Here is a 19,354-nt window from a genome sequence, read left to right as displayed (position 1 = left end):
ACACCGCTACACATTTTCTGTCAGAGGCGCTGCCGGACCACGCGGTGCCACCGCGGGCCGAACACCGGGCGAGGCCCGCGGTAGCCGCCGCGCACCAGGGCGTCGTGCACCCGGGTCACGATCGAGACCGGCTTCGCGAGGTCGGTGTCGTGGACGACGATCACGGTCCAGCCGCGCCGCTCCAGCTCCTCGCGCCGGTCGCGCTGCCACCGCCGGTCGTCGGGCGACCGCTCGTGCCAGATCCCGTCGTACTCGACCACCACCTTGAAGCGCGCCCACTGGAGGTCGGGCGTGGCGACCAGGTGCCCTGCGTCGTCGAGGAGCGTCACGTTGCACGCCGGGTGCGGCAGCCCCGAGAGCACGATCATGAGGCGTACGAGCGTCTCCATCGGCGAGCGCGCGTCGGCCACGAGGTACTGCATCGCGCGGCGGGCGTTGACGACGCCGTCGAGGTGACGACCGCGGCAGTAGTGCAGCAGCTCGTCGAACTCCACGAGTCCGCGGTGGATCAGCCAGTCGCCGAAGACCAGGAGCTGGACGAACGTCAGCGACAGCGCGCAGTCCACGAAGGTGCGCGCCGGCGTCGTGACCGGGAGACCGTCGACCTCGTGCGACGCGATCGGGTGGAGGCGGCGGTGCACGGCGATGCGCTCGTCCCGGCTGACGGCGTTGCGCCGGGTGGACAGGTGGATGCGGTCGTCGGCGCCGCTGAGCTCGGGTCCGCAGAGCTCCTGCGCGGTGCGGTGGCTGACCACGGCGTCGGAGGGCCCGGCCAGGACCGCGGCCCTCAGCCACGTCCGTGACGTCGGCTCCTCGGAGGCGAGGACATGGACGCCGCGGAACAGCCGCCGGAAGCGACCGCCGTCGAGCGTCCGCGCGCTCACTCCCGCAGCACGCGCCTCGGCGACGGTGAACGGCCGACCGGTCAGCGACTCAGGGATCTCGCGCATCCCTCGAGGCTGGCGGGCAGGGGAGGAGGGAGGGAACAGCCGAGCGGTGGCCTGTGGACGAGGGAGAACGCTGTCCCCAGCGCCAGATGTGTAGCGGTAGCCACCCCTTCTCGGCCGATCCGACGGAAAAAGGGTGGATACCGCTACACATCTCGCTCGCCGGAGGCGAGAGCCCCGGTCAGGCCTTGGGGACCTGGACCCAGCGGTAGCCGGTGGGGTTGATGAGGAGGCCGCGGCCGGGTGGGACCGCGGCGCCGACCGAGCGGGGGAGGCGGGCGTTGAGGACGTCGCCGTCGTTCGAGGCGCGGGGCGACAGGATGAGGCCCGTGCGACCGCGTTTGAGGTCGGACGGGAGGCCGCGGTAGACCGAGCCGAGCTCGTCGATGCCGCCCGCGATGATCATCGCGTTCGGCGTGTCGCGCATCGCGCCGTAGGTCTCGCCGAGCAGCTGCCCGATCGGCGAGTCCGCGCCGAGGACCTCGAAGTCGTCGACGACGATCAGGTGCTGCGTGCGCAGGCGCCCGATGGCCTCGCGGATCTCCTCGATGGGCTCGGCGCCGGTGAACTGCTGGAGGCGCCGGTCGTCGAGGTCGCGCAGCGGCGAGCGGCGCGGCGCGATGACCAGGACGTCGCGCCGGTGCGCGAGGTGCTGGCCGATCGGCACGACGAGCGCCGAGCTGCGGCCCGAGCGCGGAGGACCGGCGACGAGGAAGCCCGGGCCGGTGGACAGCGGGTCGAAGCCCTCGAACGCGAGCGTGTCACCGCCGACGCCGACCGGGATGAAGCTGGGGCTGAGCGCGGCCTCGGACGGCTCGAGGGTGAGCGCCTCGTCGAGGCTGATCGCCACGGGCAGCTCGTCGATGCGGTGCGGCCGCAGCTCGCGGGGGATGTCGCCGTAGCGCTCGGAGACGGCGCGGCCGAGCTCGTGGATCGCGCGGACCTGCGCGGTGCCCTCGCCCGAGGCGTCGAGCATCGCGAACTGCACCTCCTGCGGGCGCTCGCCGGCGCGGAAGCCGCGACCCGGCGGGATGTGCGCGGGCACCTGCTTCGTCGGCAGGCCGACGACCGAGTAGTCGGACGGGTCGCTCATCGACAGGACGATCCGGTCGTCGACCAGCAGCGCGTACCGACCGAGCACGCCCGAGCGGTCGGCGCCGATGACGATGCGGATGCCGGCGCCCACGCCCTCCTGGAGCAGGCCGACGAGGCGCTCCAGCAGGACGCCGCCGTCGACGGACTCGAACGCGCTGGTGAAGCCCTCGAGCCGGTCGAGCAGCACCACGAGGTACGGCAGCCGGTCGGCGCCGGCGACCGCCGCGCGCTGCTCGCCGATGTCGGCGAAGCCCTGCTCGGCCAGCAGCTGCTGGCGCCGCGTGAGCTCACGACCGAGGTGGTCGAACAGGCGGAAGATCCGGTCGATCTGGGTGCGGGTGACGACGGCGCCCACGTGCGGCAGCGACACGAGCGGCAGCAGGGCATTGTTGCCGGCGTCGATGCCGAAGACGTGCACGTCGGTGGGCGCGGTCTGGCGGGCGATCGCGGCGGCGATGGCGCGCAGCGACCACGAGCGGCCCGACCGCGACTGGCCGGCGATCACGAGGTGGCCGGCGTTCTGCAGGTCCCACGAGGCGACCTCCTGCTGCTGCAGGTGCGGCAGGTCGCCGCGACCGAAGACGATCGGCGCGATGACGGGCTCGGCGCCGATGTCCGGTGCGGTGGGCGCCTCGAGGTCATCGAGGACCAGGGTCTCGGGCAGCGGCGGCAGCCACGGCTTGCGCATGGGCTCGAGGCCGATGAGCTCGTTCGCCTCGCGCACCGCGCCGACCAGGGTGGCCAGGTCGGTGGGGATCGAGACGTCGTCCTCGTCGGACGTCGCGGCGGACGGCGGCGCCACGAGCTCGTCGACGCCGAAGCCGCGGGTGCGCAGCTCGGCGCGCTCGGTGCCGGCGGGACGGCCACCCACGCGCGAGCTCTGGAACGGCGTCAGCGACGAGTGGCCCAGGCGCGCGTACGCGCGGCCGGGGAACGACTTCGGGATCTCGGCGGCCGCCTTGGACTCGATGACGTCGTCGGAGTCGTTGGCGTCGGTGACGCGCAGGGCGATGCGCAGGTTGGTGTTCGACTTGATCTCGGCGTTGACGACGCCCGCGGGGCGCTGCGTGGCCAGGATCAGGTGCACGCCGAGCGAGCGACCGCGTCGGGCGACGTCGACCAGGCCGGTGACGAAGTCGGGCAGCTCGGCCACGAGGGCCGCGAATTCGTCGATGATGATGAGCAGTCGCGGCATCGGCTCGTCGCCCGGCTGGCGGGCGGCGAGGTAGTCCTCGATGTCCTTCGCCGCGGCGTCGGCGAGCTGGTGCTCGCGCCGCCGCAGCTCGGCACCGAGGGACTCGAGTGCCCGCGTCGTGAGGTGGCCGTCGAGGTCGGTGACCATGCCGACGGTGTGGGGCAGGTGCTGGCAGTCCATGAAGGCCGCGCCGCCCTTGTAGTCGATGAGGACGAAGTTGAACTCGTCCGGCCGGTTGCCCACCGCCAGCGACGCGATGATCGTCTGGAGGAGCTCGGACTTGCCCGAGCCGGTGGTGCCGGCGATGAGACCGTGTGGTCCGTCGGCGCGCACGTCGATGCGGAACGGCCCGTCGAGGCCCTCGCCGATGACGGCCTTGGTGGTGCGGCCGCCGCCGGCCCAGCGGCGGACGAGGTCCTGGCCGGTGGGGGAGTCCAGGCTCAGCACGTCGAGCAGACGGCTGGCGGCCGGGAGGCTCGAGCTCAGGTCCTCGGTGCTGACGTCGCGGATCGGCGCGACCGCGCGACCGAGCCGCTCGAGCCACACGCCGTCGACCTCGTCGCGACGCACGGCGTCGATGTGGCGCTCGGCGGTGGTCTCGAGGTCGAGCAGGTCGCCGTGCAGCTCGACGATCGCCCGGCACTCCTCGGGCAGCTCGCGGCGCGTGCGGTCGAGGCAGATGAAGTAGACGTGCACGAACGCGCCCATCTTGAGCAGCGAGGTCATGCCGGGCGCCATGCGCAGCTCGCGGGCGCCGTCGAGGACGACGACGACCGAGGGCAGCGCCTCGCGCTCGTCGGTGTCGAGCTCCTTGCGCCGGTCGACCAGGTGCGTCAGCTCGGAGATCATCGAGGCGCGATCGTCCTCGTCGAGGGCGACCCGGGCCGCGCGCGGGTGGTCCTCGCTGGTGCGCGCGTGGGGCAGCCACTTCGTCCACTCCCACGCGGCGGCGTTGTCGCGGTCGGTGAAGACCCAGACCGAGGCGTCGGTGGGGGAGTGCAGCGCCGCGACCTGGGCGATGAGCCAGGACGTGGTGGACAGGCACTGGTCGGACGGGCCGCACACGCCGAGCACCGCGGTGGGCGCCAGCGGCACGATCACCGGGACGTCGGGCGCGGTCCAGCGCAGCGGGCCCTCGTGCTGCTCACGCGTGGAGTCCTTGACGACGACGTCGGACGGCAGGTCGCTGGTGCCCAGGCGCAGCTCGAGGAAGTCGGGGTCCCAGCGACGGCGCTCCCACAGGCGCGCCCGCGGTCCGGTGGCGAACAGCAGCACGGAGGCCGGGTCGGGGTAGATGGAGCGACGCTGGCCCCGCTCGTCGGCCAGCGACTTCACGGCGGCCTTCTCCACGTCGGCGCGGCGGCGGTGGAACTCGGCGAGCTGCTCCTGGTAGCGGACCTTCTGCTGGCGGCGCGTGCCCGTGGCGTTCAGCAGCATCATGATCGGCATCAGGATCATGAACATGAGCGAGAAGATCGAGCCGGTGCGCCAGTACATGAAGCCGCTCATGACCATCGGCGACAGCATCATCACCAGCGGAATGGGCGACTTGTCGGGCTTCTTCGGCTCGGTGGGCAGCGAGAACTCGCGGGTGCGCGCGGGCGGGTGCAGTCGCGGTGGACGGTTGTAGTCCAGCTCGGGACCGTTGGCCGAGGGCGACAGCGAGGCGTCCGGGGCGCTCACCGAGCCGAGCTCGAAGAGCACGTCGGCGACGCCCAGGACGGCGCCCGGCGCCCAGGTCACCGAGGCGGTGACGGGCTCGCGGTCGAGCCGGACGAGCGGCAGGGGAGCGGACGGGTCGACCTGGCGTCCCTGCTGCAGGGCGCTGAGGCCGGGCTTGCGGCGGCGGAAGCGGCGCTTCGTGCGGGTGGCGACGCTGGCCTGCAGGACGATCGGCTCGGTGGGCGGCTCGCGCCGCTCGGGGATGGGCAGGGTGAGGTCGCGCGCGGACTCGTCAGCGGTGACGACGACCCGGCCCTGCGCGTCGACCTCGAGGCGGGCGGCCACCTCGGGGGCGCCGTCGACGCGGATCGCGCAGTGGCCGGCGGACCCGATCGTCCAGGTGCCGATCCCGAGGCGGTGCACGCGGCCGGCGCCGCGGCCCGAGCTGACGCGCACCTCGACGAGGCCCTGCGGCTCGCGCTCGCGGTGGCGGCTGGGACCGCCGAGGCCCACCACGACGCCGTGGCGGATGCCGGCCGACGCGAGGGTGTCGGCGGGGTCGAGGCGGCGGGAGCCGAGGAAGACGCCGGGACCCGTGCGGTCGACTCCGCCGCGCCGGGCGTCGAGGTCGATGACGTCCGCGACGTCGGCATGGGGGCTGCGCATCCCGAAGAGCTGCTGCAGCACGGACTCGAGATCCCCGACCGTGCTCGTGGCGGAATAGGCGACGATGGCATCTCGGATCTCCCCCGACGATGCCGCCTCCGCGGTGACGAGCAATCGCATGGACCTCAGCGTAGAGGGTGGGACGCCGCGTTTCGGCCCGAGCGGCGGGACGGAGGGCGCCTTCGTGACGTCGACCACCCGACAGGACGAGATGGCTGGATCGGGCTAGACTGTGGTGGTTCCTGCGGGGGGCTGCGCTGAGGGAGCGTGTCTTCAGTCCGTCGTGGGGCGCCTCAACGTCTGCAAGGGGGAGCCACTTCATGTCGATGCGCACCAGCACCGATTCGGTCGGCGACGCGGTCCAGGACCGTCAGCGCGCACGCACCGCTCGCGGGGTCGGGGGACGAGCCGCTCCGTCGGCCGCGCGTCCCACGCCGCCGCGCCGCCGCCGTCCGGCCGTGGCGCTGCTCGGCGTCCTGCTGATCGTCGGCGGTGCCGCGCTCGCCGGACTGCTCGCCCTGCGCATGGACTCGCGCGACCCCGTGCTGGTCGTCGCCACCGACGTGCCCGCCGGCACCGAGATCACCCGCGACATGCTCCGCGAGACGAACGTGGCCACCGAGTCCGACCTCATCGTCCCGTCGGGCGCGCTGTCGAGCGTGCTGGGCACGTACTCCCGCGTCCCGCTCGTGGAGGGTCAGCTGCTCGACACGACGATGCTCGTGCGCACCAACCCGCTCAGCGGTGGCCAGCGCGCCGAGGTCGGCGTGCCGCTCGTCGAGGGCCGCGTCCCCGACGACCTCGACTCCGGCGACCTCGTGCGCGTCGTGCGCATCGGCGAGGGCGAGACGCCCAGCCAGCCCCTCGCGCTCGCGCTCGTGATCCGTCCGCCGGTCTCCTCCGGTGGTGGCGGCGTCCTCGGCGGCGGCAACGACGCGAAGGGCTCGGCGGCCACGCTGCTCGTCCCGCTCGAGGTGGCCGACGCGATCGTCGACGCGGCGGGCAACAACCGCATCGGCATGTCGCTCGTCGACCGCGGGGTGGCGGTGACCGACTCCGACCGGCTCCGCAGCCTGGCGAGTGCGCGATGAGCGAGCGTCAGCGAGTGAACGATTCCACGCTCTCCATCGCGGCACCGACCTACCGTGCCCTTTCCGAGGCGGTGGCGCGATGACCGTGATCAGCTTCGTCTCCGCGAAGGGATCGCCGGGCGTGAGCACGGCCGTGATGGGCCTGGCCGCGCGCTGGCCCGAGCCGGTCGTCGTCGCCGACCTCGACCCGATCGGGGGCGACGTCGCCACGCGTGAGCGCGACGCCGACGACAACGCGCTCGATGAGCAGCGTGGCCTGGTCTCCCTCGGCGCGGCCGTCCGCTCCGGTGACGAGGTCGACCTGGCCGACCACCTGCAGGAGACCAGCCACGGCATCGACGTCCTCGTCGGCGCCTCGGGCCCGCGCCAGGCGCAGAGCCTCGGTCCGGCCTGGCCCCACCTGCAGCGCACGCTGCGTGCCCACTCGGGCGACGTCCTGGCCGACGCCGGCCGGTTCATCGCCGGCTCGCCCGCCGGTCCGGTGGTCGAGGGCTCCGACGCCGTCGTCTTCCTCGTCCGCTCCGAGATTGCCGCGGTCGCGCACCTGCGCGACCGGCTCTCCACCGTGAAGGAGCCCTGGTCGCTCGGCCGTCCCGGTGCCACCCGCGTCGGCGTCGCCGTGGTCGGCGACCCGCGCGACCAGCGCGCCGTCGACGACATCGGCCGGCTCCTCGCCGCGTCCGAGCTCGACGTCACGATGCTCGGCACGATCGCCTGGGACCCGAAGGCCGCCGCCCGCGGCGCCGCCTCGTCCTCGCGCGCCGTGCAGCGCTCCCTGTTCTCGCGGTCGCTCGTCGACCTGGTGCCCCGGGTCCGCGCCCTGGCCGCTCCGTCCACCGTCGCGCAGGAGATCTGATGGACCAGCAGCTGCTGCGCACCCTGCGCGAGGAAGTCGCCGACACGCTGGCCCGCCAGCGTCGTGAGGACGCGGCCGCCGGCCTGCCCTCCATGTCCACCGAGGACGAGCGCCAGTTCGCGCGCGCCATCATCGCGCGAGTCCTGGAGTCCTACGCCCGCCAGGAGATCGCGGCCGGTCGCGCCCCGCTCTCGGGCACCGAGGAGGCCGAGCTCGCCGACGGCATCCACGCCGCTCTCTACGGCGTCGGCCGTCTCCAGCCACTGCTGGACGACCCCGACGTCGAGAACATCGACATCAACGGCTGCGACAACGTGTTCGTCGGCTACGCCAACGGCGAGGAGCGGCGGATGCCGCCCGTAGCCGACAGCGACGACGAGCTCGTCGAGCTGGTGCAGGTGCTGGGCGCCTACTCCGGCCTCACCAGCCGCCCGTTCGACACGGCCAACCCGCAGCTCGACCTGCGCCTGCCCGACGGCAGCCGCCTCTCGGCGGTCATGGGCGTCACGCCGCGGCCGTCGCTGTCGATCCGTCGCTCGCGCCTGGCGCGGGTGTCGCTCGACATGCTGATCGAGAGCGGCACGATGACGCCCGAGCTGGCGTCGTTCCTGTCCGCCGCGATCGCGGCGCGCAAGAACATCATGATCGCGGGCGCCACGAACGCCGGCAAGACCACGCTGCTGCGTGCGCTGGCCAACGAGATCAAGCCCGCCGAGCGCCTCATCACCGTCGAGCGCGCGCTCGAGCTGGGCCTGGGGGAGTTCCCCGACCTGCACCCGAACGTCGTCGCGTTCGAGGAGCGGCTGCCGAACTCCGAGGGCCAGGGTGCGATCCACATGTCCGAGCTCGTGCGCCGCTCGCTGCGCATGAACCCCAGCCGCGTCATCGTCGGCGAGGTGCTCGGCGACGAGATCGTCACGATGCTCAACGCGATGAGCCAGGGCAACGACGGCTCGCTGTCCACGATCCACGCGAACTCCTCGCTCGAGGTGTTCAACCGCATCTGCACGTACGCGATCCAGTCCGCGGAGCGGCTGCCGGCCGACGCCACGATGATGCTCATCGCCGGCGCGATCGACTTCGTGATCTTCGTGGAGCGCCGCAACGAGTTCCAGACCGGTGGCGGCCTGCGCCGCGTCATCACGTCGGTCCGCGAGGTCAACGGCGTCGACGGCCGCGTGCTGTCGAGCGAGGTCTTCGCCGAGGGTCCCGACGGCATGGCCCACGCCGCCGCCGCGGTCAGCTGCATCGAGGACCTGCAGATGCACGGCTACCGGCCCACCGCCTACGAGGGCCAGGCGTACTGATGCTGTCCCTGGCCTTGATGGTGACGCTCCTCGGCGCCGTGGTCGGCGCCGGGATCCTGCTCGTCGTGGTGGGCATGTCCGACCACGACGACACCCCGAAGCGTCCGGGTCCCTCGCTGCGCGACCGCCTCCAGGGCAGCGCGCGCCGGGCCCTGCTCGGCGCCGGTGCCGGACTCCTCGTGCTGCTGCTCACCAGCTGGCCCGTGCTGGCCATCGCGGTCGGCGCGCTCGTGTGGTTCGCGCCCCTGCTGTTCGGCGGCCTGGCCAGCGAGAAGCGCGCGATGGCGCGACTCGAGGGCCTCGCGGCCTGGACCGAGTCCCTGCGCGACACGATCGCCGGTGCCGTCGGCCTCGAGCAGGCCATCCCGGCCACCGCCTACGCCGCGTCCCCCGCGATCAAGCCCGCGCTGATCCGGCTCACCGACCGGCTCCGCGTGCGCACGTCGCTGCCCACCGCGCTGCAGGGCTTCGCCGACGACATCGACGACCCCAGCGCCGACCTCATCGTCGCCACCCTGATCCTCAACGCGCGGCTGCGCGGCCCGGGCCTGCGCGAGGTGCTGACCTCGCTGGCGAAGTCGGCACGCGCCGACCTCGACATGCGCCGCCGCATCGCCGCCAGCCGCTCCAGCACGCGTCGCAGCGTCCAGATCGTCATGGCGATCACGATCGCGTTCGTGCTGATCCTGTCGATCTTCAACCGCGACTACGTGGCGCCCTACGCCACGCCGATCGGCCAGATCGTGCTGCTCGTCGTCATCGGCCTGTTCGCCGGCGGCTTCATCTGGATGCGCCGCCTGTCCGAGTTCGAGACGCCCGAGCGGTTCCTGCTGACGAAGCAGGAGGCGCGATGACCCTCATCCTCATCTGCGGCGCGATCGCCGGTGCCGGGCTGTGGCTGCTGTTCAGCCGCTCGCCCGCGTTCAACGCGACTGCCGCCTCCGAGCTCGCCCGCCTCGACGTCCAGCGCCGCCGCGGCGGCGTGCGTCCCAGCCGCGCCTCGCTCGAGGCCGAGGAGTCGCGCAGCGAGAAGTTCGGCGCCCGCGTGGCGGGCCTGCTCAACGACCGCGGCATCGAGCTGCCCGCGAGCATCCGCTCCGACCTGTCGGTCGTCGACCGCTCCGTCGAGAGCCACCTGGGCAACACGCTCGTGGCGGCCATCGTCGGTGCGTTCGCGCCGGCCCTCATGCTGTCGCCGTTCATGGTCGCGGGCTGGATCAGCCCGGTCCTGCCCCTGTGGCTGGCGATCCTCGGCGCCCTCGGCGGCGCGGTGCTCGGTCAGCTGCAGCTGCACTCCGAGGCCACCGACCGTCGCCGCGACTTCCGCCACGTCGTCAGCGCCTTCCTCGACCTCGTGTCGATGAACCTCGCCGGCGGCCGCGGCGTGCCCGAGGCCCTCTCGGCCGCGGCCGGAGTGAGCCAGGGCTGGGGCATGGTCCGCCTGCGCGAGACCATCGAGAACGCCCGGCTCCAGGGCATCACCCCGTGGGCCGCGCTCGGTCGCCTCGGCGACGACATGAAGGTCGAGGAGCTGCGCGACCTCGCCGCGGCGCTCGCCCTCGTGGCCGAGGACGGCGCCAAGGTCCGCGACTCGCTCACCGCCCGAGCGGCGTCGATGCGCCAGCGCGAGCTGGCCGACTCCGAAGGCCGCGCCCAGGAGCGGTCCCAGTCCATGCTGGTGGCACAGCTGCTGCTCGCCGCCGGCTTCCTCGTCTTCCTGATCTACCCGGCGCTGTCCGGCATCGCCGGTCTCTGAGACCACCGCACCCGAAGGAGAAGCACATGTTGAACCCCGCACTCGGCTACCTCGTCACGATGCTCGGCGCCCGCCTCGACAAGGCGCGCCGCGAGGAGGGTGCCTCCGCAGTGGAGTGGGTCGTCATCGCGGCCGTCCTCGTCACGGTCTGCGGCATCATCGGCGTGATCCTGACGAACGCCCTCCAGGGCGAGGCCAACGAAATCGGCAACAACATCCAGAACCCCTGATCCGATGCGATCTCGGGCACGGGACGAGAGGGGGGCCAGCGCGATCGAGCTGGTCCTCTACACGCCCCTGCTCATGATCGCCATGATCATCACGATCCAGTTCGCGCTGACCTACCTGGCCAAGCAGTCCGCCAGCGCTGCGGCCCGCGAGGCCTCGCGCGTCGCCCGCGTCACCGGCGACGCCGACCAGGGCCGCACGAAGGGGATCTCCTCGGCCAACCAGCTCGGCCGGGGCGTCCTGCGTGGACCGCAGGTCACCGTCGTTCAGGTGGGCGACAGCATGCGGGCCACCGTCTCCGGACGGGCCAACCAGCTGCTGCCGTTCATCGGCTCGCCGCGCGTGGAGGAAGTGGCCCAGGGTCCCATCGAGGAGTTCCAGGAGGACACGCCGTGATCCGCCGGATGCGCAGGTCCGAGCGCGGCTCGATGTCGGTCGAGGTCGTGCTGATGGTGCCGATCCTCGTCATGTTCCTCATGCTCGTGCTGGCCGGCGGACGCTACGTCACGGTCCGGGCCGACATCGAGTCCGCCGCCCGCGACGCCGCCCGCGCGGCCTCCTTCGAGCGCAGCCAGTCCGCGGCCTACTCGGCCGCCTACGCGGCCGCCAACGCGAGCGACGTCGACGACCGCTTCTCGTCGTGCGACGTGGCCAACATCGGCGGCACGTTCGCCGCCGGCGGCGTGGTCGAGGTGACGATCCGCTGCCGCGTCTCGAATGACGGCCTGGGCTTCGTCGGCCTCAACGGCAGCCGCGACTTCGAGGCCAGCAGCAGTGCCCCCATCGACCAGTACCGGAGGTTCGGATGAGCAGGCGTGAACGCGGAGGCGCGACGATCTTCGTGCTCGGCATGTCGCTCGTGCTCATGCTGTGCGCCGGCCTCGTGATCGACGGCGGCATGGGCATCAACGCCCGCATGCGCGTCGCCGACGACGCCGAGCAGGCCGCGCGCGCCGGCGCCAACGCCGTCAACGTCGACCAGCTGCGCAGCGGTGGCGCGCTCGCGGTCGACCCCGGCCTGGCACGCCTCTACGCCCAGGACTTCCTCAGCGCGCGCGGCTACCCCGCCTCGCAGTTCTCGATCACGGTGAACGCCAACACCGTCGCGATCGAGGTCCGCGACACCAGCGAGACCACGATGCTCAAGCTCATCGGCATCAACCAGTACCCGGTCACCGCCCGCGCCACCGCGACCGCCGCCACCTCCTGACCTAGGAGCACCATGACTGATCCCACCCTGACCCCGGACGCCAGCCGCTTCGAGTCGCTCGCACCTGCCCCGGTGGAGGAGTCCTCATCGGTCGCCTCGCGGATCGGGTCCGCGCTCGCGCTCGTCGCGCTGCTCGTCGGCCTGCCCGTCGCGCTGCTGCTGCTCGGCGGCGCCCCGCCGATCCCCACCGAACTGCCGGCCCTGCGCGACCTTGCGCGCCAGCTCGGCCCCGAGGACCTCGTGTCCGTGCTCGTCGGGATCGTCTGGCTGCTGTGGCTCGTGTTCGTGGTCTGTGTGGTCCTCGAGATCGTCGCCACGCGTCGCGGCGGCCTCGCCCGCACCGTGCCGTTCGCCGGCCCGCTGCAGCACCTCGCGCGCGCCCTCATCGGCGGCCTGCTCGTGACCGGCCTGGTCGCCGGTCCGGCCGCCAACGCCGCGGGTCCGTCCGAGTCGGACATCGCCCCGCAGACCGGTGCCGTGGCGGCTGCCGTCGTCGACGCCGTCACCCCGGCGCCCGAGGAGAAGCCGGCGGCCACGGACCAGATCGAGAACCGTCTCGAGGGCGAGCTCGTCTACACCGTGAAGGCGCCGAAGGACGGCTACCACGACAACCTCTGGGACATCGCCGAGCGCCACCTGGGCGACGGCTTCCGCTACAAGGAGATCTACGAGCTCAACAAGGACAAGGTCCAGCTCGACGGTCGCAAGCTCGAGCTCGCCCGGCTGATCCAGCCCGGCTGGCAGCTGGTCATGCCCGGCGACGCCAGCGGCGTCGACCGCGTGGCGGTCGAGCAGGCGCCGGTCACCCCGCCCGCCGGCTCGCAGGGCGGCGGCGGCGGCGGCACGTCCGACGCCGGCGGCGTCGAGGCCGACTCCACGGCACAGGCCCCCGAGTCCACCGCCTGGTGGATGGGCGCCGGCCTGCTGGCCAGCGGCCTGCTCGCCGCGCTCGCGGTGGCGCGTCGCCGTCGTCCCGGTGGCGAGCCCGACGAGAAGGCACGCGAGACCGAGGCCGACCTGCGACTGGCCGCCGACCCCGAGCGCGCCGCCGCGCTCGACACCGTGCTGCGTCACCTCACGGACGCCTGCGATCGCGCGGGCGTCGACGTCCCGGCGGCCTACGCGGCCGTCGTCGGCCACGACGACGTGGCCCTGCATCTCGCGCCTGCCGTCCCCGAGGCGGTGGAGGGCTGGGAGGCCGTCGAGGACGGCGCCGTGTGGCGCCTGACCGCCGACCTCGCCACGCTCGAGGCGCCCGAGGACGCCGAGCCGGCGTACCCGTCGCTGGTCAGCCTCGGCGTCGACACCGAGGGCCGTGACGTCCTGGTCGATCTCGCGTCGTCGGGCGGCCTCATCACCGTCGGCGGCGACCTGCACGTCAGCGCCGAGGTCATCACCTCGCTCGTCCTGCAGGCTGCCGTCAGCCCTTGGTCGCGATCGGTCCGCGTCCTGGCCACCGGCCTGCCGTCCGCGGTCGCCGAGGTGGCCGAGCGCGTCACGCTCGTGTCCGACCTCGAGTCCGCCGCCTCCGAGCTCGAGGCCACCCGCGCCGACGACGTCCTCACCGGCCGCCGTCGCGAGGACGAGGTCGCGATCCTGGCCGTCGGCAGCCAGTCGCCGGGCTTCGCGCTCGAGCGGCTCGCCGGCGTGGCCGCGGCCCACCCGGGCACGGCCGCCATCGCCGTGGGCGACCACGACGCCGCACGCTGGCGCCTGCACGTCGACGAGCACGGCACGCTGCACGTGCCCCAGCTCGGCCTGGCCGTCACGGCCAACCGCATCGGCGCGCACCACGCCGAGGCCGTGGCCTCGCTGTTCGCCTCGGCCGGCCTGACCACGCGTCCCGGCGACGGCGACCGCGTGGCCATCGCGCTGCCGCGCCGCGACGCCGACGACGCCGCCTGGCTCACCGCCACGAGCCGCGTCGGCATCCTCGGCTCGGTCGTCGTCGACGGCCCGGGGGAGCAGACCGAGCGTCGCGCCACGGTCCTCACCGAGATCATCACGTTCCTGGCCCTGCACCCCGAGGGCGTGCACCCGACCGTGCTCGCCGGCGCCGTCTGGCCGCTCGGCGTCACGCCCGAGGTGCGCGACGCCAACATCGAGCGCGCCCGCGTGTGGCTCGGCTCCGACCGCGAGGGCCACCACCGCCTGCGCGAGAGCCTCGACGGCCGCCTGTCGCTCGGTCCCGACGTCGTGTGCGACTGGGACGCGTTCCGTCACCTGGTGATCGCCAGCCGCCGGGCCGAGTTCCCGCGCGACGAGATCGACCTGCTGCGTCGCGCGCTCAAGCTCGTGCGCGGTCCGGCGTTCGAGGGCGCGCCGCGCGGCCGCTACGCCTGGGCGGCCACGCTCGACCTGCCGCGCACGATCGGTGAGCTCGTGATCGACGCGGCCCTGCGTCTGGCCACACTGCTGCAGGACGGCCGCGACCCGGCCGGCTCCGCGGCGGCGGCCGGCGCGATCCTGCGGATCTACCCGACGCACGAGGAGGCGTGGCGCATCATCCTGCGCGCCCGTCACGAGACCGGCGGCGTGTCCGCGGTCGCCGTCGCGGTCGACCAGCTCGAGACCGCGCTCGAGGGCGAGCCGATGGACCACACCACCGCCACGCTCGTGGACGAGCTGCTGCCGCACCGCGGCTCGCAGATCTCCTGAGTCAGCGCACGCAGCCGCCGGTGCCGCTCACGGCGGCCCGGCCGGCTGTCGTGCTGATGTTGGCGCCCATGGTGAACGGGCCCTTGGCGAAGCGGACGCTGACCTCGTCCTTCGCGGGGTCCACGGGGTCGGCCTTGATCTCCCAGCCCTCGGCCGCGAAGTGGTCGGCGATCTCGCCGCGCAGCCGCTCGGCCGCGGTGTCGTCCACCGTGACGTGCACGGCGTAGGACAGGTCGATCCCGCTGTCCTGCTGGCCCGGCACGCAGTCGCCGAGCTCGTCCTGCACGACCTCGGGGTCGGCGCCCACGTGAGCGGCCAGGTCGTCGACGTACGTGCGTGCCTCGGCCGCGCGGGCCTCGGCCCGTTCCTGCAGGTCCATGTCGTCCTCCTTGCCGCACCCTGCCAGGACGATCCCGCAGAGCATGAGCGCCGCCACCGCGCGCCTCATCGGATGTCGATCCTCTCCCCGTCGTCCTGCCAGCCCACCTGCACGGGGATCGCGGGGCCATGGGGCGACCGAGGGACCTGGTACTCGGGCGAGCGGTACGTCTCCACGACGCCTCCGGTGAACACCTCGTACATGTTCCTCCACGCGTCGCTCTGCTCCTCGAACACGCCCGAGTGCGAGTCGGGGCCGGTGTTCAGCGAGCCGTCGACGCGGTCACCGGTGTGCAGCCGCGTGGTGCCGTCGAAGTGGTCGGGGTCGGCACCGTGCCCGATGTCCCCGATCTGGACCCCTTGGGTCAGCTCGATGATGTCGCCCGGCGCGGTCATGGAGTAGCGGTCCACCGACGACTGCGAGTCGGGGAGGTCGTCGGGGTCCCGGACGTCGTGCCCCATCCCGGCGGACTCGATGTGCAGGACGCGGTCGGCGACGAGTCCGCTGAGCTCCGACCGGCCGACCACGGCGCCACCGTAGGAGTGCCCGGCGACGGTGATGCTCGGCCGGGAGTCGGTGGCGCTGCCGATCTCCTGGTCGAGGTCGCGCGAGAACTCGGCGAGCCGCGGACCGAGGTCGAGGCTGTAGCTCGCGAAGGGTGCGTCGGCGACCACGTCGTCGGGCAGGTCGCCGCCCATCCACGAGACCATCGCCAGCTCGCCCGCGGCGTTGGTGTTGACGAAGCCGCGCGACCGCCGGGCCACGCCGCCCTCGTAGTTCGACAGGTCGCTGCCGGTGCCGGGCACCAGCACCCCGACGTTGCGGGTCCTGGCGTCGATCGTGCCATGAAGCTCGGCGATCGCGCCGTCGCCCGCCGGGTCGAAGAAGACGATCGTGCGGTCGTCCTCGAGGATCGACTCGTACAGGCTGATCCGGTCCTCGAGGTTGCCGATCGGGCCCTCGAGGTCGTCGTTGTTGAGCCCGAGGAAGTCCCAGTCGTCCTGGTTCCGGGCGTGCTGCTCGCGCAGTTCGGCCAGCTCGCGACGCTCGTCCGCGAGCGCCGCCACGACGTTCACCGTGTTCGCGTGGGCGCGGTTGGCGAAGGGGACGCCCGCGAGGTTGCCCACGATCGACGGGTAGGTCATGGCGAGGATCGCGGCGTCGTCGGGGGAGAGGCTCGCGAACAGCTCGCGCGCGTCGGCCCGGCGCTGGTCCCAGACCTCGGCGGCGCCGCCGGGCGCGGTCATGAACGGGCCGGTGAGGGACCGCAGCGAGCCCGCCGGTCCGGTGCCGAGCGGCAGAGTCGACTGCAGCGCCGTGGCGACACGGGGATGGTCGACGACGAAGCGGCGCAGCTCGGCGGCCGTCATCGCCGACCCGGGAGGAAGGTCGCGGCCCACCGACCCCAGCGTGAGGAGCAAAGCCGACAGCTCCTCGCCCTCCAGCCCGGTCGCCTCGACGAACCCGGGACCGAACCTCTGGTCGCCGGCCTGTCCGACCAGCGTCGCAGGGTCCCAGCCGCCCTCGGGCACGGTGACGACGGTCGTGCCGTCGCCGTCCTCGTCGAGCAGGAGGGCGATCGCGGCGAGGTCGCCCACCATCGGCAGCTGCTCGTGCAGCCAGGTGGCCTTCTCGCGCAACGGCGCCAGGCTCGGGAGCGTCACGGGCGACGTCGCCACGGCGAGGCCGGACTCGGCGTCGACGGACTGGGCCAGCCGCCGCATCTCCCCGCGCGCGGCCAGCAGCAGGGCGTGATCCAGTTCGACCCGCACGCGTCCCCCCCCCCCCGATGGTCCGTGTCCGGTCAATCTATGAGCGCCGCCCGGCCACGGCAACCGCGGCTGGACGGCCCGGGCGGCCCTCGTGCGCCCCCATTACGCTGGAGACGATGAGCACGACCCCCGATCGCGTCTACCTCGACCACGCGGCCACCACCACGATGTGGCCCGAGGCCGTCGAGGTGATGCACGACGAGCTGCGCCGCACGGGGAACCCCTCGAGCCTGCACGAGGCCGGCCGCCGCGCCCGCCGCGTCGTGGAGGAGTCGCGCGAGTCGATCGCCGAGCGACTGGGCGCCCGGCCCAGCGAGGTCGTGTTCTGCTCCGGCGGCACCGAGGCCAACAACCTCGCGATCAAGGGACTCTTCTGGTCGCGCCGATCCGCCGATCCGCAGCGCGACCGCATCGTCTTCAGCTCGATCGAGCACCACGCCCTGCTCGACCCCGTCACCTGGCTCGCCGCGCACGAGGGCGCCCGCATCGACGTCACGCCCGTCGACCGCCAGGGCCGCGTGCGCCTCGACGCCCTCCGCGAGTCCATCGAGGACCGTCCCGAGGACGTCACGGCGATCACCACGATGTGGGCCAACAACGAGATGGGCACGATCCAGCCCGTCAGGGAGGTCGTCGAGATCGCCCGCGCGCACGGCATCCCCGTGCACTCCGACGCGGTCCAGGCCGCCGGCTACCTGCCGCTGGACTTCGCGGGCACGGGCCTCGACGCGATGACCGTCACCGCGCACAAGCTCGGCGGCCCCGTCGGCGTGGGCGCGCTGGTGATCCGCCGCGAGATCGAGGCCACCCCGCTGCTGCACGGCGGCGGCCAGGAGCGCGACCTGCGCTCCGGCACGGTCGGCGTGGCGCTGATCGCCGGCTTCGCCACGGCCCTCGAGCTCACGGTGCAGCGACAGGCGGAGAACGCCGCCCGCATCGAGACCCTGCGCACGCGCCTCGTCGAGGGCATCGCTCGCGTCGTGCCCGAGGCGGTCGTGAACGGCGATCCCGAGCCCGGCCCCACGCACCGTCTGCCGAACATCGCGCACGTGACGTTCCCGGGCTGCGAGGGCGACGCGCTGCTCATGCTGCTCGACGCCCAGGGCGTGGAGGTCTCCACCGGCTCGGCGTGCCAGGCCGGCGTGCCCCAGCCCAGCCACGTGCTGCTCGCGATGGGCTTCGACGACGCCGCCGCGCGGGGCTCGCTGCGGTTCAGCCTCGGCCACACCTCCACCGAGGCCGACGTCGAACGCCTGCTCGAGGTGCTGCCCGCCGTCCACGAGCGCGCCCGCTCGGCCGGCCTGGTCCGGAGCCGCACGCGATGAGGCTCATCGCGGCGATGTCCGGCGGCGTCGACTCCGCCGTCGCGGCCGCTCGCGCCGTGGACGCCGGCCACGACGTCACCGGGGTGCACCTCGCGCTCAGCCGCAACCCGCGGTCCTACCGCTCCGGCGCCCGCGGCTGCTGCTCGATCGAGGACGCGGGTGACGCGCGCCGCGCGGCCGACGTCATCGGCATCCCGTTCTTCGTGTGGGACATGAGCGACGAGTTCGCCGACGAGGTCGTCGACGACTTCATCGCCGAGTACACCGCCGGCCGCACGCCCAACCCGTGCCTGCGCTGCAACGAGAAGATCAAGTTCGCGGCGGTGCTCGAGCGGGCCGTCGCGCTCGGCTTCGACGGCGTCGTCACCGGCCACTACGCGCGACTGGCGACCTCCGAGCGAGCTGGCGGAGAGGTCGTCGAGCTGCACCGCGCCGTCGACCACGGCAAGGACCAGTCCTATGTCCTCGGCGTGCTCACGCAGGACCAGCTGGGGCGCTCGGTGTTCCCGCTCGGCGACGACCCGAAGACCCTCGTGCGCGAGGAGGCCGCCCGCCGCGGGCTCCAGGTGGCGAACAAGCCCGACAGCCACGACATCTGCTTCATCGCCGACGGCGACAACGCGGGCTGGCTGGCCGACAGGCTCGGTCCGCGGCCCGGGCCGATCGTCGACGAGTCCGGGGCCGAGGTCGGCTCCCACGACGGCGCCTACGCGTTCACGATCGGCCAGCGCAAGGGTCTGCGCCTCGGCGTCCCGGCGTCCGACGGCAAGCCGCGCTTCGTGCTCGACATCGAGCCGGTCTCGGGCACCGTCACGGTCGGGCCGCGCGAGCACTTGGCCATCGACGCGATCGAGGGCATCAAGCCGCTCTGGTGCGACGAGCCGCCCACCGAGCCGCTCGACTGCACGGTCCAGCTGCGCGCCCACGGCGACGAGCACCGCGCCACCGTCACCGTGGACGGCGACGTCGTCCGGGTCGAGCTGCGCGACCCCGCCACCGGCATCGCCCCGGGTCAGGCCTGCGTGATCTACGCCGGCACCCGCGTCGTCGGCTCGGCCACCATCGCGCGCACCTCCCGCTCCGTCGCCGCCTGACCCCCGACCCGGACCGCTGGGAGGGCGGTGAGTGGTCAACCCTTCCGCTGGCTGAGCGGTGAGTGGTCAACCCTTCGAGGGTCGGATGCGGTTGACAGCTCACCGCTCCCACC

16 protein-coding genes are annotated in these 19,354 nt (G+C 73.2%); 12 read left to right on the top strand and 4 right to left on the bottom strand.

The window, feature by feature from the left end; genetic code table 11:
* Window positions 1–20 precede the first annotated feature (20 nt).
* Complete coding sequence (locus BJ975_RS09930) at window positions 21–950, bottom strand: hypothetical protein (RefSeq protein WP_179425429.1); 930 nt, start codon at window positions 948–950, stop codon at window positions 21–23.
* 178 nt (window positions 951–1,128) lie between these two features.
* On the bottom strand, window positions 1,129–5,685 hold the full coding sequence (locus BJ975_RS09925) for an FtsK/SpoIIIE domain-containing protein (protein ID WP_179425427.1): 4,557 nt from the start codon (window positions 5,683–5,685) through the stop codon (window positions 1,129–1,131).
* Between the two features lie 200 nt (window positions 5,686–5,885).
* Here BJ975_RS09925 and BJ975_RS09920 point away from each other — a divergent pair, with 200 nt between their 5' ends.
* The 10 genes from BJ975_RS09920 (at window position 5,886) to BJ975_RS09875 (ending at window position 14,671) form a co-directional block, all read left to right on the top strand.
* Window positions 5,886–6,656 carry an SAF domain-containing protein gene (locus BJ975_RS09920; RefSeq protein WP_179425425.1) on the top strand — a complete coding sequence of 257 codons (771 nt, stop codon included), beginning with the start codon at window positions 5,886–5,888 and terminating at the stop codon, window positions 6,654–6,656.
* 79 nt (window positions 6,657–6,735) lie between these two features.
* A complete protein-coding gene (locus BJ975_RS09915; RefSeq protein WP_179425423.1) occupies window positions 6,736–7,512 on the top strand; it encodes a P-loop NTPase family protein in 777 nt (258 codons plus the stop codon).
* Complete coding sequence (locus BJ975_RS09910) at window positions 7,512–8,819, top strand: CpaF family protein (protein WP_179425421.1); 1,308 nt, start codon at window positions 7,512–7,514, stop codon at window positions 8,817–8,819. Before BJ975_RS09915 ends, BJ975_RS09910 begins: the two co-directional genes overlap by 1 nt.
* Window positions 8,819–9,673: a type II secretion system F family protein gene (locus BJ975_RS09905; protein ID WP_179425419.1), complete on the top strand. Its 855-nt coding sequence runs from the start codon at window positions 8,819–8,821 to the stop codon at window positions 9,671–9,673. Before BJ975_RS09910 ends, BJ975_RS09905 begins: the two co-directional genes overlap by 1 nt.
* Window positions 9,670–10,575, top strand: a complete 906-nt coding sequence (locus tag BJ975_RS09900) for a type II secretion system F family protein (RefSeq protein WP_179425410.1) — start codon at window positions 9,670–9,672, stop codon at window positions 10,573–10,575. The genes BJ975_RS09905 and BJ975_RS09900 overlap by 4 nt, the downstream gene beginning before the upstream one ends.
* A 26-nt stretch (window positions 10,576–10,601) precedes the next feature.
* Complete coding sequence (locus BJ975_RS09895) at window positions 10,602–10,805, top strand: Flp family type IVb pilin (protein ID WP_179425408.1); 204 nt, start codon at window positions 10,602–10,604, stop codon at window positions 10,803–10,805.
* Window positions 10,806–10,809: 4 nt separating this feature from the next.
* On the top strand, window positions 10,810–11,199 hold the full coding sequence (locus BJ975_RS09890; RefSeq protein WP_179425406.1) for a TadE/TadG family type IV pilus assembly protein: 390 nt from the start codon (window positions 10,810–10,812) through the stop codon (window positions 11,197–11,199).
* On the top strand, window positions 11,196–11,612 hold the full coding sequence (locus tag BJ975_RS09885; RefSeq protein ID WP_317628345.1) for a TadE/TadG family type IV pilus assembly protein: 417 nt from the start codon (window positions 11,196–11,198) through the stop codon (window positions 11,610–11,612). Before BJ975_RS09890 ends, BJ975_RS09885 begins: the two co-directional genes overlap by 4 nt.
* The gene (locus tag BJ975_RS09880; RefSeq protein WP_179425404.1) at window positions 11,609–12,013 is read left to right on the top strand and encodes a TadE/TadG family type IV pilus assembly protein; all 405 of its coding nucleotides are present in this window, start codon (window positions 11,609–11,611) and stop codon (window positions 12,011–12,013) included. Before BJ975_RS09885 ends, BJ975_RS09880 begins: the two co-directional genes overlap by 4 nt.
* Window positions 12,014–12,025: 12 nt before the next feature.
* Entirely contained in the window at window positions 12,026–14,671 is a 2,646-nt protein-coding gene (locus tag BJ975_RS09875) for a BTAD domain-containing putative transcriptional regulator (protein WP_179425402.1), read from the top strand.
* A 1-nt stretch (window position 14,672) separates the two neighbouring features.
* Here the strand turns inward: BJ975_RS09875 and BJ975_RS09870 are convergent, their stop codons facing one another.
* Window positions 14,673–15,119 carry a hypothetical protein gene (locus BJ975_RS09870; RefSeq protein WP_179425400.1) on the bottom strand — a complete coding sequence of 149 codons (447 nt, stop codon included), beginning with the start codon at window positions 15,117–15,119 and terminating at the stop codon, window positions 14,673–14,675.
* Window positions 15,116–16,822, bottom strand: coding sequence for an alpha/beta hydrolase (locus tag BJ975_RS17120; protein ID WP_179425398.1), 1,707 nt, complete (start codon window positions 16,820–16,822; stop codon window positions 15,116–15,118). Before BJ975_RS17120 ends, BJ975_RS09870 begins: the two co-directional genes overlap by 4 nt.
* Window positions 16,823–16,938: 116 nt before the next feature.
* Here BJ975_RS17120 and BJ975_RS09860 point away from each other — a divergent pair, with 116 nt between their 5' ends.
* On the top strand, window positions 16,939–18,147 hold the full coding sequence (locus tag BJ975_RS09860) for a cysteine desulfurase family protein (protein WP_179425396.1): 1,209 nt from the start codon (window positions 16,939–16,941) through the stop codon (window positions 18,145–18,147).
* Window positions 18,144–19,241, top strand: coding sequence for a tRNA 2-thiouridine(34) synthase MnmA (mnmA, locus tag BJ975_RS09855; RefSeq protein WP_179425394.1), 1,098 nt, complete (start codon window positions 18,144–18,146; stop codon window positions 19,239–19,241). Before BJ975_RS09860 ends, mnmA begins: the two co-directional genes overlap by 4 nt.
* Window positions 19,242–19,354: the final 113 nt, after the last annotated feature.

The organism is Aeromicrobium tamlense, assembly GCF_013408555.1.
In the GTDB taxonomy this organism is placed as follows: Bacteria; Actinomycetota; Actinomycetes; order Propionibacteriales; family Nocardioidaceae; genus Aeromicrobium; species Aeromicrobium tamlense.
This window is presented reverse-complemented; position numbering and strand designations above follow the sequence as displayed.